This window comes from Streptomyces sp. CNX435 (genome assembly GCF_059570575.1).
The window spans coordinates 146,284-162,207 of sequence record NZ_JCANTA010000012.1; the positions used below are offsets into that span (position 1 = coordinate 146,284).

Consider the following 15,924-nt stretch of genomic DNA (forward strand, 5'->3'; position numbering starts at 1 on the left):
GGTGCGGTGCTCCTCGGGGGGTCGGGGTGGGGCCTCGGCGGGCGGCTTCCAGGGTAGTTCGCGCCACGGTGCGGGTGGGCGGCGGCTTTCCCCCACCCCGCCCCTCCCCGAAACCGGGGGCTCCGCCCCGGACCCCCGCCGCGCTTGCGCGCGGACGCCTGGCCGGCGCCGACGCCGCGCAGCAGCCACCGGCCGCCACACCGGAACACGAAACTGGCCCCTGCCCGCCCCCTGGCACGGGGAGCACTGCCCGCCGCGCTACGCGCGCAAGGCGTCCGTCAGCCCACCACCGCCGCGCCCGGGGCCGGGGCCTGGGCTACGCGGGCCTGGCGGCACGTGCCCGACGTCTCCAGGGCCGCGGCGATCTCCGTCGCCGCCGTCTCGTCTGCCGCCAGGAACGCGCACGTCGGGCCCGAGCCCGAGACCAGGGCCGCCAGGGCGCCGGCCGCGGTGCCGGCCTTGAGGGTGTCGGCCAGGGACGGGCGCAGGGAGAGCGCCGCAGGCTGGAGGTCGTTGCCGCCGGAGATGGCCGCCAAGGCGGCGGCCAGGGCGGCCGGGTCGCCGGAGCCGAGGGCGTCCAGCACCGCGGGGGACGGGTCCGGCTCCGGTACGGTCCGGTCCGCCGCCAGGCGGTCGAACTCCCCGTAGACCTCCGGCGTCGACAGCCCGCCGTCGGCCACGGCGAAGACCCAGTACAGCGGGCCCTTCGCCGACAGCGTCGTCAGCCGCTCGCCGCGTCCGCGCCCCAGCGCCGCCCCGCCGACCAGGCTGAACGGCACGTCGCTGCCCAGCTCCGCGCAGATGCGGAGCAACTCGTCGGTCCCGGTCCGGGTGCCCCACAGCTCGTCGCAGGCCAGCAGTGCCCCGGCGCCGTCCGCGCTGCCGCCGGCCATGCCGCCGGCGACGGGGATGTCCTTGGCGATGTGCAGGTGTACGTGCGGCTCCCGCCCGTGCCGCGCGGCGAGCAGTTGCGCGGCGCGGGCGGCGAGGTTCGAGGTGTCGGTGGGTACGGCGGCGGCGTCGCGGCCGGCGACGGTGACGCGCAGGTCGTCGGCCTCGGTGGCGGTGACCTCGTCGTAGAGGCCGACGGCGAGGAAGACGTTGGCGAGGTCGTGGAAGCCGTCGGGGCGCGGCGGGCCGACGGCGAGCTGCACGTTGACCTTCGCGGGTACGCGGACGGTGACGCTCCGCGCGGCGGCGGAACCGGCGGAGCCGGCGGCGCCGGGGGCGGGCGGGGTCGATCCGGATGTCACGGCGTGCTGCTCCTCGTGGTGGCGGTCCGGTGCCGGGACTCCGCGATCCGCGCGAAGTCCTCGATGGTCAGCGACTCGCCGCGGGCTTGCGGCGACACGCCCGCGGCGCGCAGCGCGGCCTCGGCGGCCGGCGCCGAGCCGGCCCAGCCGGTGAGCGCGGCGCGCAGGGTCTTGCGGCGCTGGGCGAAGGCGGCGTCGACGGCCGCGAATACCTCGGTCCGCGTGGCACCGGTCGCGGGCGGCTCGCGGCGGGTCAGGGAGACGAGCCCGGAGTCGACGTTCGGCGCGGGCCAGAAGACGGTGCGGCCGATGGCGCCGGCCCGCCGGACGTCCGCGTACCAGGCGGCCTTCAGCGACGGCACGCCGTAGACCTTCGACCCCGGGGCGGCGGCGAGCCGGTCGGCGACCTCGGCCTGCACCATGACCAGGGTGCGCTCGATGCCGGGGAAGGTGGCCAGCATGTGCAGCAGCACGGGCACGGCGACGTTGTACGGGAGGTTGGCCACCAGCGCCGTCGGCGGGGGGCCCGGCAGCTCGGTGACGCGCAGCGCGTCGGCGTGCACGAGCGCGAAGTGGTCCGCGCGCCGCGGCAGCCGGGCCCGTACGGTCGCGGGGAGGGCGGCGGCGAGGGCGTCGTCGACCTCGACGGCCGTGACGTGGGCGGCGGCCTGCAGCAGGGCGAGGGTGAGCGAGCCGAGGCCGGGGCCGATCTCGACGACGACGTCGTCCGGGCGCACGCCCGCGGCGCGCACGATGCGGCGGACGGTGTTGGGGTCGATGACGAAGTTCTGCCCGCGCTGCTTGGTGGGGCGTACGCCGAGGGCCGCCGCCAGCTCGCGGACGTCCGCGGGGCCGAGCAGCGGGTCCGGCTCGCCGGTGGTGGCGCTCACCGCTCCAGGTTAGGCCCTCGGTCTTGGCGGGCTCCTGGCGAGGCGGGGACGGCGGTGGCCGGCGCGTAGCCGAAGGCGCGCGCGGTGTTCGCCGCTATCGCCGCCGCCAGCTCGTCGGGGTCCGTGCCGCGCGTCTCGGCCATGGCGCGGAGGGTGACGGGGATCAGGTACGGCGCGTTGGGGCGGCCCCGGTACGGCATCGGCGTCAGGAACGGCGCGTCCGTCTCGACCAGCAGCAGCTCCGCCGGCGCGACGGCGACCGCCGCGCGCAACCGCCCCGCGTTCTTGAAGGTCACGTTTCCTGCGAAGGACATGAAGTAACCGTTTTCTGCACAGGTTTCGGCCATCGCCGCGTCCCCGGAATAGCAGTGGAAAACCACGCGCTCCGGCGCCCCTTCCTCATCAAGAATGCGCAACACGTCGTCATGCGCCTCCCGGTCGTGAATGACGAGGGCTTTTCGCCGGCGTTTTGCGATCTCGATATGGCGGCGGAAGGAGTGCTGCTGGGCGGCCACGCCCCCGGGGCCGGTCCGGTAGTAGTCGAGGCCGGTCTCGCCGACGCCGAGGACCTGCGGCAGCGCGGCGAGCGCGTCGATCTCGTCGACGGCGTCGTCCAGGCCGGCGCCGAGCCGCGGGGCCTCGTTGGGGTGCAGGGCGACCGTGGCCCACACGGCGTCGTGCGCGGCGGCGGTCTCCGCGGACCAGCGGGAGCGCTCCAGGTCGCAGCCCACCTGGATGAGGGTGGTGACGCCCACCCGGGCGGCCTTCGCCACGGCGTCGGCGACGGTGCCGTCCTGCATGTCGAGGTGGGTGTGCGAGTCCGCCGCGGGGTGCCCGAGGGGCTCGGGCGGCGGCGGCGCGGACTTCGCGTCCGCGCCGCCGGTGGTGTGCTGAGCCATGCCGGGGACTCTACTGGCCCGGTACGACACCGCCGTGCGGGGCGGCGCCCGTGGGCACCCGCCCCGTCAGTCCCGGCGCGAGCGCTGGCGCACCGACTCGACGGACCGGACCTGGCCGGCGCGCATGATGCGTACGACGTGCTCGCCGCAGTTCAGGCACGTCGGCCGGGTGAGCGGCGAGGGCACCCGTTCCCCGCCGGTGTGGTATGTGACGAAGGGCCGGCCCTTCGCGTCGACGTGGTGGTGGATCTCGTAGCTCTGCTCCCAGCCGTGCCCGCACCTCATGCAGGCGAAGGCGTAGGACTCGGTCACTGGCTCGGGCTCGGACATGGGCAGCTCCTCTTGTCCATGGAGGGACAAGTCGCCGGAAGGCATCCCCTATTCCAGTGGACACCCATTCGGCGCAGTATGCAGCCGCCAATACCATCAATTGAAGGAGTTTTGGTGCGGCTACTCTGAGTTGTTTGCCGAGTTTTTCGCGGTCACCACCGCATCGAATACCTCGCGCTTGGGTACCCCGGCGGTCCGGGCGACCGCCGCGATGGCCTCCTTGCGCGCCTCCCCCGCCTCCTCACGGACGGTGACCCTGCGGGCCAGCTCCGTGGCGTCCGGCCGCTCGCCGTCCGCCGCGGGCGCACCCTCCACCACCACAGTGATCTCGCCGCGCACGCCGTCGGCCGCCCAGTCCGCCAGCTCCTTCAGCGGACCGCGCCTGACCTCCTCGTACGTCTTGGTCAGCTCCCGGCACACAGCGGCCCTGCGGCCCTCGCCGAAGACGCCGGCCATCGCCGCCAGGCTGTCGGCGAGCCGGTGCGGGGCCTCGAAGTACACAAGGGTGCGCCGCTCGCCCGCCGCCTCGCGCAGCCGCGCCAGCCGCTCCCCCGGCTTGCGCGGCAGGAAGCCCTCGAAGCAGAACCGGTCGACCGGCAACGCCGAGACCGCGAGCGCCGCCAGCACCGCGGACGGGCCGGGCGCGGCGGTGACGGTGATCCCGCGCCGCACGGCGGCGGCGACTAGGCGGTAGCCGGGGTCGGAGACGGAGGGCATCCCGGCGTCGGTGACCAGCAGCACGCGGGCGCCGCCGGCCAGTTCCTCGACGAGGTCGGGGGTGCGGGCCGCCTCGTTGCCCTCGAAGTACGACACGACGCGGGCCGTCGGCTGCACGCCGAGCGCCTGCGTCAGCCGGCGCAGCCGGCGGGTGTCCTCGGCGGCGATGACGTCGGCGGCGGCCAGCTCGGCCGCCAGCCGCGGCGGGGCGTCCGCGGGGTCGCCGATGGGGGTGCCTGCCAGTACGAGGAGTCCGCTCACCGTCATCGAGCCCTTCTCACCTGCATCTTTACCTTATTGCGTCGCGGCTTCGGGCGCTTGGGGAGTCTATGGGGAGTCTCGGCGGCAGGCTGCTCCGCGAGCAGCTTGTCCACCGCAGCCCGCCCCTTCGCGCCGGCCTGCGGCATGAAGTGGGCGTAGTGCTCCAACGTGATGTCGGGCGATTCGTGGCCGAGCCATTGCGCCAGGGTGACCACTGATTCCCCGGCCTCCAACTGAAGCGATGCGTACGTGTGCCGCAGCACGTGGAAGCCGTCCTTCGGCGACGCCTCATACTGCCACGCCTTGGCACCCTCGGACTTCGGCGGGATGACGGCACTCTGCCCGCCCCCACGGCAACCGATCTCGGCCGACCGGCCGCAGCCGGACGGAGCGGTGCCCGTCATCCCGGAAAGCCACCGCCAACTCGTCCGCACCTTCGGCCCCGGCTGCCTCGACGAGTTCCTGTGGATCTACGGCGAGGGCGCCGCGAACCCGCATCAGGACATCACCTCCAGGACCGTCCAGATGCGGAACATCCTGCGGCCGAAGATGCTCGCGCCATCCGAGAGACACTCAGCACGTACGACGCCACCCCCGACGACCTCCCTTGCACAGCTGCGAGTGACCACGCACCAGACACCGGCATGCTGCACGCCCACCTGCACACGGCAGCGCGGCGGCGGAACCAGAACACGGCCGGACTAGAGCTGTCGTGCGAGCTCTGTGACCGGAGAGTAACAGTGCGGCGTCAGTTCACCGGCTGTGGCTGCTCGTACGCCGACAGCTCCGATAGCGTTGCCCGGCAGCTGTTCGCTGGATGACGATCGGAGCTGTTCGACGATGACCAAGCGCACCGCCCGGGCCCTGGCTGCAGCGGCACTGGCCTCGAGCTTTCTGCTGACGGCGTGCGGGGGCGACGACGAACCCAAGGAGGACAAGATCCAGGGGGCGGACAGCGAGGACAAGCCGCCGGCGTCGGCTTCGCCGAGCGAAGAGGCCGAGGAAGGGGCGCCCACGTTCGACCTCCCGTCGGACGTGAAGGTCAACTTCGAGGGCTTCGAGGACAGCGATCCAGTGAAGAACGAAGTCCTCCGGGATCTCCAGTACGCCACCAAGGCAAGGGTGGAGCAGGGAACTAACGACAGTTCGACCCAGATGCCCAATATGAAGAGGTACCACACAGGTCTTGAGGGAGCTGAACTCACAGACACCATCATCAAGTACACACAGTCGGGCAAGCGCTACACCGGCAAGTTCGTCTTCTATCTCCCGGAGGTCGAACTCTCCAGCAAGACCAAGGCGCATGTCACCTACTGCGAGGACCAGAACAAGGTATACGACAAGGATGCCGAAACGGGGAAGGTGAACGTGAACGCCCCTTCCTCGGAGTTCTACCGCCAGTGGGAGATGTTCATGGCGAAAAACGACCAGGGTGACTGGCAGATGGTGCGCTATGAGGCGGATGCGGGGGCAGAAGAGTGCCAGCGCTGATAAGCCGAGTCTTACGGACCACGGTCCCGCTTCTTGCGGTGCTGCTCACAGGGAGTGTCCTCGTAGCTCCCCCGGCACTAGCCGGCAGCAGCGATGGGGTCGAGGACAGCGGCACCGAGGTCCAGAACGACGACGGCGTATTACGGTCTCAGGTGAGCGTCAGGGGCAGCACAGACGGTTCCGGCAACGTCTCGCCCATGGCATCGTCTGATGCCGACTGGGTGGCCCCGCCCTGCTGGTACGAGCCGTTCTACAGCCCTCAGCAACTCGAGTCGTACATCGAGCGGAGGTACAACTCCGCGGGGCAGCGGGGTTCGATGACCGAGACGAACTACCTCAGCCAGGTCCAGTCCGAGATGAACGCCCTCAACTGGCACAGGGGCGACGACGGCAAGTGGTGGGGGCTGGTGCTGAACGAGTACCTGCCGGCGGGCGCGGAGCCGGGCTGCGACTACATCGAGCCTTGGCAGTGGGTGGAGCCCGGGGATCCGCCCCAGACCGGGGAGTACATCACCCCCGAGATGCTCGCGGATGTGGCCTACGGCGCGACGAAGCTGCCGACGCGCGACGTGAAGCTGAAGCCGGACCCCGACCGGCAGGTGGTCAACCTGGAAACCCACGTCGCCTTCGACGCCCCGCTGCAGCGGGTTTGGGTCACCGCCGAGTTGGCGGAGGCGGGCATCGCCGCCACCGTGGTCGCTGAACCCGACTCCCTGCTCGTCAACGGGGGGACCGAGTACGCCGATCCGCAGGAGTGTGAGTACGGGTTCACGCAGTCGGACGGCGGCTACCAGGTCGACTCCTCCGCCGCCGACTGCAACGTCACCTACCGCAAGGCCACCGACGACGACTCCTACGAGCTCTCCGCCCAGATCACCTGGAAGGTCCACTGGACGGCGACCGCCACCCCGGACGGCCCGGTCGAGGACGAGATGCCCGACGGTTACTCGAGCTCCGATCAGCCGGTCCAGGTTCGAGAGATCCAGACCGTCGTCCGCTGAGCCCCACCGCCGCTGGCCGACCGACCGAGCACCCGCCCTTGCCGACGCCTTCGTGCACCGAGCCGTACGAGGAGTCCGCTCACGCCTCCCATCCTGGCGGATGGCCGGTACGGGCCGTGCGGACGGGGCCGGGGAGCGGGCCCGTGGCGGCTGCCCCGCCACAGGCGGCCCGGTCCGGATCGGGCCGTCTGTGCCGCGGGCGGGCGCGCCTAGGATGGGCCCCCGTGAGCAGTGACACCGCGACGCAGCAAGCGCAGAGCCGGTCCGCGCCCGCCCCGGCGTGGCAGCGGCGGCTCCGCGCGTTCGGGTACGTGCCCCGGCGCGAACCCGGCGTCAAGGAGCGCCTGGTGCCGCCGTACCGGGGCTCCGGGGCGCGGCTGCTGCGGGTGGCCGGCGTGCCCGCGGCGACGGCGGCGCGGGTGGCGCGGCTGGGCGCGTGGGGCGGGCCGCTGCTCGTGGCGCTCTTCGCCGGCGTGCTGCGGTTCGTGAACCTGGGCAGCCCGCGCGCGGTGATATTCGACGAGACGTACTACGCGAAGGACGCCTGGTCGCTGCTGCAGTTCGGCTACGAGGGCAGTTGGCCCAAGGACGCGAACGACAAGCTCCTCGCCGACCCGCAGGTCATCCCGCTCAGCGACGACCCCGGCTACGTCGTCCACCCGCCCGTCGGCAAGTGGATGATCGGGCTCGGCGAGTGGGCGTTCGGCCTGGACCCCTTCGGCTGGCGCTTCGTCGTCGCCCTGCTCGGCACGCTCTCTGTACTGATGCTGTGCCGCATCGGCCGCCGGCTGTTCCGCTCCACGCTGCTGGGCTGTCTGGCGGGGCTGCTGATGGCCGTGGACGGGCTGCACTTCGTGATGAGCCGCACGGCGCTGCTCGACCTGGTGCTGATGTTCTGGGTACTGGCGGCATTCGGCTGCCTGCTCGTCGACCGGGACCGCGCGCGTGAACGGCTGGCCGGGGCACTGCCCGAAGGCCGGCCGGACGACGCGGTGGCCTCCGGGCTGCGGCTGGGGGCGCGACCGTGGCGGCTGGCCGCGGGAGTGTGCATGGGGCTGGCGCTGGGCACCAAGTGGAACGCGCTGTTCATCCTCGCCGCGTTCGGCCTGCTGACCGTGTTGTGGGACGCGGGCGCCCGCCGTACGGCCGGATCCCGTCGCCCGTACGCACGCGCACTGCGCCTCGACGTCGTGCCGGCGTTCTTCTCGACGGTGCCGGTGGCCGTGGCGGTCTACGTCGCCTCCTGGACCGGCTGGTTCGCCTCCGACAACGGGTACTTCCGCGGCTGGGCCGAGGACCGCGACACCGCGTTCCCGTTCATCCCCGACGCGGTGCGCAGCCTGTGGCACTACCACGCGGTGGTCTACAGGTTCCACGTCAACCTCGACTCCGGCCACACCTACGACTCCAACGCGTGGAGCTGGCCCGTGGTGGGCCGGCCCGTGTCGTACTTCTGGGAGGACCCGCCGCCCGGCCAGGACGGCTGCCCCGCCGACGCGACGGAGAACTGCGCCCGCGAAGTCCTCGCGCTGGGCACCCCGCTGCTGTGGTGGCTGGGCATCGCGGCCGTCGTCTACGCCCTCTACCGCTGGGGGCTGCGCCGCGACTGGCGCGCGGGCGCGATCCTGTGCGGGGCGGCGGCCGGCTGGGTGCCGTGGCTCTTCTACCAGGAGCGCACGATCTTCCTCTTCTACGCCGTCGTCTTCCTGCCGTACCTGTGCCTGGCGGTGACGATGATGCTCGGCGCGATGGCGCGCGCCGGCACCGCCGCCGTCACGGGCACCGGTGCGTCAGGCGCGTCCGGTGCGTCGGGGGTCCCCGCTCCCGGTCTCGCCCCGGCCACCGAATGGCGCAGGGCGGCGGGCGTGGTCGCGGCGGGCGTCCTCGTCCTGCTCGTGGTCTGGAACTTCATCTACTTCTGGCCGATCTACACCGGCGGGACCATCACGCGCGACGCGTGGGAGGCGCGCATGTGGCTGGGGAGTTGGGTCTGACCGCGACCACGCCGGGTGGGCGCGGGCGCGGCGGGTGGCTTAGTGTGCTTGACACAGGGTCGTAATGGTCATGGGGCGGGCAAAAGGGAGCACGGCAGATGGCGGGTAGCCACCGGCGCAGACATGCCGGCTCAAGTGCGTCGGCGAGAGCGGCGCGCACCCGGATCGCGGTGATCGTCGGCGCGGGCGCCGCGGTCGCCGGCGCCGCCGCCTTCGGCGCGTACAGCCTGCTCGGCGACGACGAACCGCAGAACAGCGGCAACGCGTTGTCCGCGCCGGCCTCGCCCGATCCGGTGAAGACCGGGCCGCCTAGCCGCAAGGAGGCGACCAAGGCGGCCGGCGACTTCCTGACCGCCTGGGCCGGCGGCAGGACCGAGATCGCGGCCGGGATGACGGACGACCGCAAGGCGGCGCTCGCCGGCCTCACCTCGTACCGCGAGGACGCGGGCGTCGGGAAGGTCAAGCTGACGCCCGGTCGGCCGGAAGGCACGAAGGTGCCGTTCAGCGTCGACGCCGAGGTGTCCTTCAAGGAGGTCGTCAAGCCCTGGGCGTACAGCTCCGCCCTGGAGGTCGTACGGGACGTGAAGACGGGCGAGGTGAAGATCGCCTGGGAACCGTCCGTCATGCACCCCAAGCTGGCCGGGGACGAGCGGCTGCGCACCGGCCCGGCCGAGGCCCCGCCGATCAAGGCCGTGGACCGCAACGGCGCCGCGCTCGACCCGGAGAAGTACCCCTCGCTCGGCCCTGTCATCGACGGCATGCGCGAACGTTACGGCGCCAAGGCCGGCGGCACCGCGGGCGTCGAGGTGTGGACGGAGAGCGCCGAGCCGGCCGGCGCGCACGACGAGGGCGGGAAGAAGGACGACGAGAAGGCGCGCGCGCCCGAGACGCTGCTGGTGCTCTCCGAGGGCAAGCCCGGCACGCTGAAGACGACGCTGGACGCCGAGGTGCAGAAGACCGCCGAGGAGGCCGTCGCGGAGCAGGGCGGCGCGTCGCTGGTGGCGCTGAGGCCGAGCACCGGCGAGGTGCTCGCGGTCGCCAACCAGACCGGCAACGGCTTCAACACCGCGCTGCAGGGCTCGCTGGCGCCCGGCTCCACGATGAAGGTCATCACGGCCGCGATGCTCTTGGACAAGGGCCTGGCGGCGCCGAGCGAGCCGCACCCGTGCCCCCGCTACAAGGCGTACGGCGGCTGGGAGTTCGAGAACGTCGGCGACAAGTCGTTCACGATCAAGGGCGGCACCTTCGCGGAGTCGTTCACCGCCTCCTGCAACACCGCGTTCATCTCGATGGCGGAGAAGCTGGAGGACGACGACCTGACGAAGCACGCCCGGGACGTCTTCGGCATCGGGCTCAACTGGCAGACGGGCGCGAGCACCTTCGACGGCACGGTGCCGGTGCAGTCCGACGCGCAGATGGCGTCGTCGCTGATCGGCCAGGGCGGCGTGCGCATGAACCCGCTGACGATGGCGTCGGTGTCGGCGACCGTGAAGTCCGGCGTGTTCAAGCAGCCCTATCTGGTGCCGCAGGAGCTGGACGGGCGGCAGTTCGCGACCGCGCCGAAGAACATGAAGCCGGAGACCGCGCAGTCGCTGCGGGAGCTGATGGCCGCGACCGCGTCGTACGGGACGGCGGCGGAGGCGATGAGCGGGCTGACCGGGGACGTGGGCGCGAAGACGGGCTCGGCGGAGGTGGACGGGCAGGAGGAGACGAACGCCTGGTTCACCGGGTACCGCGGGGACCTGGCGGCGGCGGCCATGGTGCCGGACAGCGGGCACGGCGGGGAGTTCGCGGGGCCGCTGGTGAAGGACGTGCTGGCGGCGCACGGATAGCCCCCGGGGCGGCACCGGAGGACCGCGGCGCACGCGTCCCGCGCTCTCCGCCCTCGGGCAGGCGCCGTACGAATCGGGTCGGGGCGGGTCGCCGTACGGTCGTCTCGGCGGCCGGAATGCGTTCGCGTGGCCCGTAGATCTGACGTTAACGTCGCCCCCATGACGACAGCCGACGCCGCCCACCCGCTCTTCGCCGCCGCCCTCGCCGAACTCGGCCTCAGCGTGCCGGTACGCCGCTTCCCCGACGCCACCCGCACCGCGGCGCAGGCGGCGGAGGCCATCGGCTGCGAGCTGAGCCAGATCGTCAAGTCCCTGGTCTTCGCGGCGGACGGCGCGCCGGTGCTCGTCCTGATGGACGGCGCCTCGCGGGTGGACACCGAGCGGGTACGGGCCGAGTTGGGCGCCGGGGCCGTCCGGCGGGCGGACGCGGCCGTCGTACGGGAGGCCACCGGGTACGCCATCGGCGGTGTGCCGCCCTTCGGGCACGTGACGCGGATGACGGTGCTCGCCGACCGCGGGCTCCTCGACCACGGCGAGGTCTGGGCCGCCGCGGGCGACCCGCACACCGTCTTCCCGATGGCGCCGAAGGACCTCGTCGCGCACGCGGGCGGCAGAGTCGTCGACGTGTCCGAGGTGCGCGAGGTGCGCGAGCAAGGGGTGTGACGCCCCTCATAGCGGCGGCGGTCCTCGCGGCGGCCGTGATGCACGCCTCGTGGAACGCCATCGCACACGGCGTCAGGGACCAGTTGGTCATCTTCGCGCTCATCGGCGTCGGCGACGTGCTGATCGCGGGGACCGCGGTGTTCTTCGTGCCGTTCCCGGCGGCCGGCGCCTGGCCGTGGCTGCTGGCCTCGGTCGCCATCCACATCCTCTATATGACGTTGCTCATGCAGTCGTTCCGGCTGGGCGACTTCGGGCAGGTCTACCCGATCGCCCGCGGCACGGCCCCGCTGGTCGTCGCCGCCGTCGCGCACCTCTTCCTCGACGAGCGGCTGGGCCTGTGGCAGACGGCGGGCGTCGCGGTGGCGTGCGCCGGGCTGAGCGGCATCGCACTGTGGGGCCTGCGCGGGGCGGACACCCGCCCGCACTGGCCGGCCCTGGCCGCGGCGTTCGCGACGGGGCTGTCGATTGCGGCGTACACGGTCGTCGACGGCGTCGGTGTCCGCGCGTCCGGCAGCGCGATGGGCTACACGGCGTGGCTGGTGCTGCTGATGGGCCCGTGGATCCCGCTGGCGGCGCTGGTGCGGCGCGGGCCGGGGATGGTACGCGAGCTGCGGCCGGTGGCGCTGCGCGGGCTGCTGGGCGGGGCGATCTCCATCTCGGCGTACGGGCTGGTGCTCTGGGCGCAGACGCGCGCACCGCTGGCGCCGATAGCGGCGCTGCGGGAGTCGAGCATCGTGGTCGGGGCGGCCATCGGGGCGGTGTTTTTCAAGGAGCGGTTCGGCGGGCCGCGCATCGTGGGGGCGTGCCTGATGGTGGCGGGGATCGCGCTGGTGCTGTTGCCGGCGTAGACCCGGGCCTGGCGGCCCGGGCCGCAGGTTCGCGCCGCGGTTCGACGCGGTACGCCGCGGTTCACTGCGTTGCGGCGCGGTTCGCCGCGGTACGCCGCCGACGACGGCGGACCGCGGCGCCCGTGTGCCGCTAGGCGGGACCGATGCGGTAGACGGCACCGGTGGGAGTGCCACCGCCGCCGCCGAAGCCGCCCATGTCGATCACGTACAGCTCGTTGTCGCGCGTCTGCACGAACGTGCTCACCCAGCCGGCGTTGGCTCCGAGGTCGAGCACCTCGGTCACCTGGCCGTTCTGCACCTGGAGGGCCTGCAGATCACCGCTGCAGTAGTCGGCGAAGACGAAAGAGCCCTGCAGATCCGGGATCTCCTCGCCCCGGTAGGCATAGCCGGCGGTGACCGAGTCGCAGAAGCCGGTGAGACCGTGCTGCCACTCGTGCACCGGCGGTGCGTGATCGGGCGGTTCTGTGCCCCGGTGCGGCCGGGTGGCCTCCATGAGGGGCCAGCCGTAGTTCTGGCCGCCGGCTCCGGCGGGCGCGAGGTTGATCTCTTCACGCTCCAGGTGGCCCACGTCGCCGATCCACATGTCGCCGTTTTCGGCGTCGAAGGAGAAGTGCCACGGGTTGCGCAGGCCGTAGGCCCAGATTTCACCGCGGGCACCCGGGACGTCGACGAACGGGTTGTCGGGCGGAATCCCGTACGGGTCGCCGGCGCTCAGGTCGATCCGCAGCACCTTGCCCAGCAGGGTGCCGAGGTTCTGGGCATTGTCGTACGGGTCGCCTTCCGGTGAGTAGTCGCCGTCTCCGAGGGAGATGTAGAACATCCCGTCCGGGCCGAACGCGATGTGACCGGAGTTGTGCGCGGGGCCCGGCTGTTCCTGGAAGAAGACGGTGCGCCGGGTGTCCGCCTGCACCTCGCCGTCGACCACCTCGAACTCGTCGACCGTGCTGTGGCCGTCGATGTCGGTGTAGGAGAGGTAGAAGCGGGTGAAGTCGGGGTTGAACTCGATGTCCGCGATCCCGCGCTCACCGTCGGTGGTGGTCTCGCCGGTGATGTCGATGACCGGGTCGCTCAGCCCCTGGTCATCGAGTACCCGCACGGCACCGGCGCGTTCGCCGATCCAGACCGTGCCGTCCGGCCCGGCGGCGCCGGCGGTGGGGGCGGACGCGGTGGCGACCTGCGTGAGCGCCACCTGGACCTGCTGTGATGCGGCGGGTGACGCGGAGGCGGTCGCCGGCGCAATGCCCGCGGACGTCGTCAGCGCGAGTCCCAGAGCGACGATTGCCGATAACTTTCCACGACTCATGGGTAGCCGGGGGCGGGTGCCCGTGGGAGGTCCCGTCCCCAACCTCCTTCCACATGTGGGGGGGGCGGTCATACCACGTACCGAGATCCTTTGATCTGGCGCGGGACCCAGGCCCCTGCAGGCAAGATCCAAGCCTGCGGAATGCCCCACTACGGAAACGGTAGCACCGTACGTCTCGGGCGTGTGTCCCCGCACAGCAGGTAACTCGACGACTCCCGCACGGACTTCCACGACGGGGTCCCCGGGGCGTGACAAGTACGCAACAGGACTTATCCACAGGGGTGTTTTCCGCGGGCGATCACCTTCAGGATGGAATCTCCGCAACGGGAGGCAACGGGGGATCACGATGGCAGTAGTCGACCAAGGGTCGAAATGGCAGTCGGAGCCGCAGGCGTCGGACCGGCATGCGCCGCGGCGCCACCTGGGCGCGTATCTGACCGCGGCGGTGCTGCTCATGGCCCTGGGCCGCACGGTGATCTTCTGGATCTACTACGACTTCGACTCTGTGAGCACCGAGTTCGAGGACTTCCTCAAGGCGCTGTACGACCCGCGCGTCATGCTGGAGCCCGAGCTGTTCAGCCCGTATGTGTGGGCGTTCACGGTGGCGCTGCTGGTGACGGGGCTGGTCGCGGCGCTGAACCGGCGGGCGGGGCGGGGGGCCGCGCTGATGTGCGGGTTCGCGATGTTCGCCACAGCCGCGCGCGAGTTGATCGGACTGGCGGCGAGCGACCGATTCCGCCAGTGGTACATCGGCGGCAACGACCTGGAGTTCGCGATCATCAGCAGCTGGGTGATCGCCCTGCTGTTCTCGGCGACGGTGGTCGTGATGATGCTGCGGGCGGGCGAGCGGCCGGCCGCGGGGACGGCGGGGGTGCCGGCTCCCGGGTCCCAGCTGTACGTCATCTCCGGCGGGCTGATGCTGGTGCTCGGCCTCGCGCTCGTCGGCTGGATCGTACGCATGCTGACCCGCGAGAACTCGATCGACGCCGGTACATACTTCAAGGGGCTCGTGAACGCCGGCGAGTCGTACTACCCGGCGCTCGCCGGCTCCACGGAGTTCTGGGAAGCGGTGTTCGCGGTGTCGCTGATGGTGGTGGGCGCGCTGGCGCTGATGCGCCGGCCGGTCGTCCGCGGCGCGGCGATCACGGTCCTCGGGGTCTACCTCTACATCAACGTCCGCCGCATGATCGGCATGACGATCACCGACTACCCGGACGTCGCCCCGGACGAGCGGACCATCCCCGTTCTCGGCTGGGACGCGTACACCGAGGACCTGGAGGGCTGGCTCGCCCTGGCCACCTACGTCGGCGGCTCGCTGATATCAATCGCGGTGATCGCGATGATGCTGCGCGCGCCGGAGGCGGAGGCCGGGGAGTACGTGCCGCCTTCGCCGGGCGGTTACGTGCCGCCGCGGCACGACGCGCCGCCGTCGCCGATAGCCGTGCAGATGCCGCCGCCCCCGGCGAACCCGCCGCCGCCGACGAGCATGGGGCCGTCGGGCCCGGGGCCGGCGTTCTGAGGACGGCAGGCTGAGGAGACGGCTGGGCGAGGAGGCGGCCGGGCTGAGGCCCGGGGTGGGCAGGGGGCAGAACGGGGCCGGGCGGAGCCGTCTCAGACCGGGCGTACCGGGTCGCCGAGGCGTACGGTGCCGGGGACCAGGACGTCGGCGCCCACGCCGATGCACATCCCGCGGTCCGCGGTCAGCGTCTTGAGCACCCGGCGGTCCTCCGGCAGGTCGCGCTGCACCATCGTGGTCATCACGCAGCGCTTCACGCGCTTGGTGACCCGCAGCCGCACCCCGTCGCCGACGGCGACCTCCCGGCCCACCCAGTCCTCCTCGATCCAGGGCTCGTCGGTGTCCAGCAGGATGTTCTTGCGGAAGCGGAGGGCGTCGGCGGGTTCGGTGTCGCCGAGGATGTCGCCGAGCGCGTGCAGGGAGGCGGTGCCGATGAGCGTCACGCCGCAGGCGTCGAAGTGCGGGACGGCGTCCTCGCGGGCCAGCCGCACGTCCACGCCGAGGAGTTCGGCGAGGTGGGCATCATCGCGCAGGTCGGAGCCGTCCGGGGTGACGACGCGCGGACGGTCCGCGCCGTCGGCGGAGGAAGCGGGGGAGGCGGGGGAAGCGGGGGAAGCGGGGGAAGCGGGGGAAGCGGGGGAAGCGGGGGAAGCGGGCAAGGCGTAGGACGCGGAGAAGTGGAGCAGGCCCTCGGTGCGGCGGAAGCGGCGGGAGTTCTTGCCGCTGCCGAGCTTGCCGTCGGCGTACGTCACGGCCCAGAGGCGGTCGCCGACCGTGCCGCGCTCGTCGATGACGAGCTCCGGCAGCCGTTCGCCGAGCATGGACTTGACCGGGAAGCGTCGGAGCGTGGCGACGGTGGCGTCGGACGGGACGGGGTAGGGCGTCGGAGCCAGTATCGCGGGCGGGAGTTCGGGCATGCTCCGGAC

At 72.2% G+C, this 15,924-nt stretch carries 15 protein-coding genes; 7 read left to right on the plus strand and 8 right to left on the minus strand.

The genetic code is table 11. The features are described from left to right. Positions 1-278 precede the first annotated feature (278 nt). The 6 genes from T328_RS20940 to T328_RS20965 all read right to left on the minus strand — a co-directional run bounded on the left by T328_RS20940 (position 279) and on the right by T328_RS20965 (position 4,754). Positions 279-1,253 (minus strand): 4-(cytidine 5'-diphospho)-2-C-methyl-D-erythritol kinase, encoded by a 975-nt coding sequence (locus tag T328_RS20940; RefSeq protein WP_496497641.1) that lies wholly within the window; start codon positions 1,251-1,253, stop codon positions 279-281. Continuing rightward, positions 1,250-2,143 (minus strand): 16S rRNA (adenine(1518)-N(6)/adenine(1519)-N(6))-dimethyltransferase RsmA, encoded by an 894-nt coding sequence (gene rsmA / locus T328_RS20945; RefSeq protein WP_496497642.1) that lies wholly within the window; start codon positions 2,141-2,143, stop codon positions 1,250-1,252. Before rsmA ends, T328_RS20940 begins: the two co-directional genes overlap by 4 nt. Next, complete coding sequence (locus T328_RS20950) at positions 2,140-3,042, minus strand: TatD family hydrolase (RefSeq protein ID WP_496497643.1); 903 nt, start codon at positions 3,040-3,042, stop codon at positions 2,140-2,142. The genes rsmA and T328_RS20950 overlap by 4 nt, the downstream gene beginning before the upstream one ends. A 66-nt stretch (positions 3,043-3,108) precedes the next feature. Next, entirely contained in the window at positions 3,109-3,372 is a 264-nt protein-coding gene (locus T328_RS20955) for a hypothetical protein (protein WP_496497644.1), read from the minus strand. A gap of 120 nt (positions 3,373-3,492) precedes the next feature. Next, positions 3,493-4,356 (minus strand): 16S rRNA (cytidine(1402)-2'-O)-methyltransferase, encoded by an 864-nt coding sequence (gene rsmI, locus T328_RS20960; protein WP_496497645.1) that lies wholly within the window; start codon positions 4,354-4,356, stop codon positions 3,493-3,495. Further along, positions 4,353-4,754, minus strand: coding sequence for a hypothetical protein (locus T328_RS20965; RefSeq protein WP_496497646.1), 402 nt, complete (start codon positions 4,752-4,754; stop codon positions 4,353-4,355). The genes rsmI and T328_RS20965 overlap by 4 nt, the downstream gene beginning before the upstream one ends. A gap of 436 nt (positions 4,755-5,190) precedes the next feature. Between T328_RS20965 and T328_RS20970 the strand changes: the two genes are divergently transcribed. The 6 genes from T328_RS20970 to T328_RS20995 all read left to right on the plus strand — a co-directional run bounded on the left by T328_RS20970 (position 5,191) and on the right by T328_RS20995 (position 12,179). Beyond that, positions 5,191-5,841, plus strand: a complete 651-nt coding sequence (locus T328_RS20970) for a hypothetical protein (RefSeq protein WP_496497647.1) — start codon at positions 5,191-5,193, stop codon at positions 5,839-5,841. Between the two features lie 197 nt (positions 5,842-6,038). Continuing rightward, complete coding sequence (locus T328_RS20975) at positions 6,039-6,842, plus strand: hypothetical protein (protein ID WP_496497648.1); 804 nt, start codon at positions 6,039-6,041, stop codon at positions 6,840-6,842. 224 nt (positions 6,843-7,066) lie between these two features. Beyond that, positions 7,067-8,836, plus strand: a complete 1,770-nt coding sequence (locus T328_RS20980) for a dolichyl-phosphate-mannose--protein mannosyltransferase (RefSeq protein WP_496497649.1) — start codon at positions 7,067-7,069, stop codon at positions 8,834-8,836. Between the two features lie 98 nt (positions 8,837-8,934). Continuing rightward, complete coding sequence (locus T328_RS20985) at positions 8,935-10,668, plus strand: penicillin-binding transpeptidase domain-containing protein (protein WP_496497650.1); 1,734 nt, start codon at positions 8,935-8,937, stop codon at positions 10,666-10,668. 159 nt (positions 10,669-10,827) lie between these two features. Beyond that, on the plus strand, positions 10,828-11,331 hold the full coding sequence (locus tag T328_RS20990) for a YbaK/EbsC family protein (protein ID WP_496497651.1): 504 nt from the start codon (positions 10,828-10,830) through the stop codon (positions 11,329-11,331). Next, the gene (locus T328_RS20995) at positions 11,328-12,179 is read left to right on the plus strand and encodes an EamA family transporter (protein WP_496497652.1); all 852 of its coding nucleotides are present in this window, start codon (positions 11,328-11,330) and stop codon (positions 12,177-12,179) included. The genes T328_RS20990 and T328_RS20995 overlap by 4 nt, the downstream gene beginning before the upstream one ends. A 130-nt stretch (positions 12,180-12,309) precedes the next feature. Here the strand turns inward: T328_RS20995 and T328_RS21000 are convergent, their stop codons facing one another. Continuing rightward, positions 12,310-13,482, minus strand: a complete 1,173-nt coding sequence (locus T328_RS21000; protein ID WP_496497653.1) for a PQQ-dependent sugar dehydrogenase — start codon at positions 13,480-13,482, stop codon at positions 12,310-12,312. A 346-nt stretch (positions 13,483-13,828) separates the two neighbouring features. Here T328_RS21000 and T328_RS21005 point away from each other — a divergent pair, with 346 nt between their 5' ends. Beyond that, positions 13,829-15,001: a hypothetical protein gene (locus tag T328_RS21005; RefSeq protein WP_496497654.1), complete on the plus strand. Its 1,173-nt coding sequence runs from the start codon at positions 13,829-13,831 to the stop codon at positions 14,999-15,001. A 92-nt stretch (positions 15,002-15,093) separates the two neighbouring features. Here the strand turns inward: T328_RS21005 and T328_RS21010 are convergent, their stop codons facing one another. Next, a complete protein-coding gene (locus T328_RS21010; RefSeq protein WP_496497655.1) occupies positions 15,094-15,915 on the minus strand; it encodes an MOSC domain-containing protein in 822 nt (273 codons plus the stop codon). Positions 15,916-15,924: the final 9 nt, after the last annotated feature.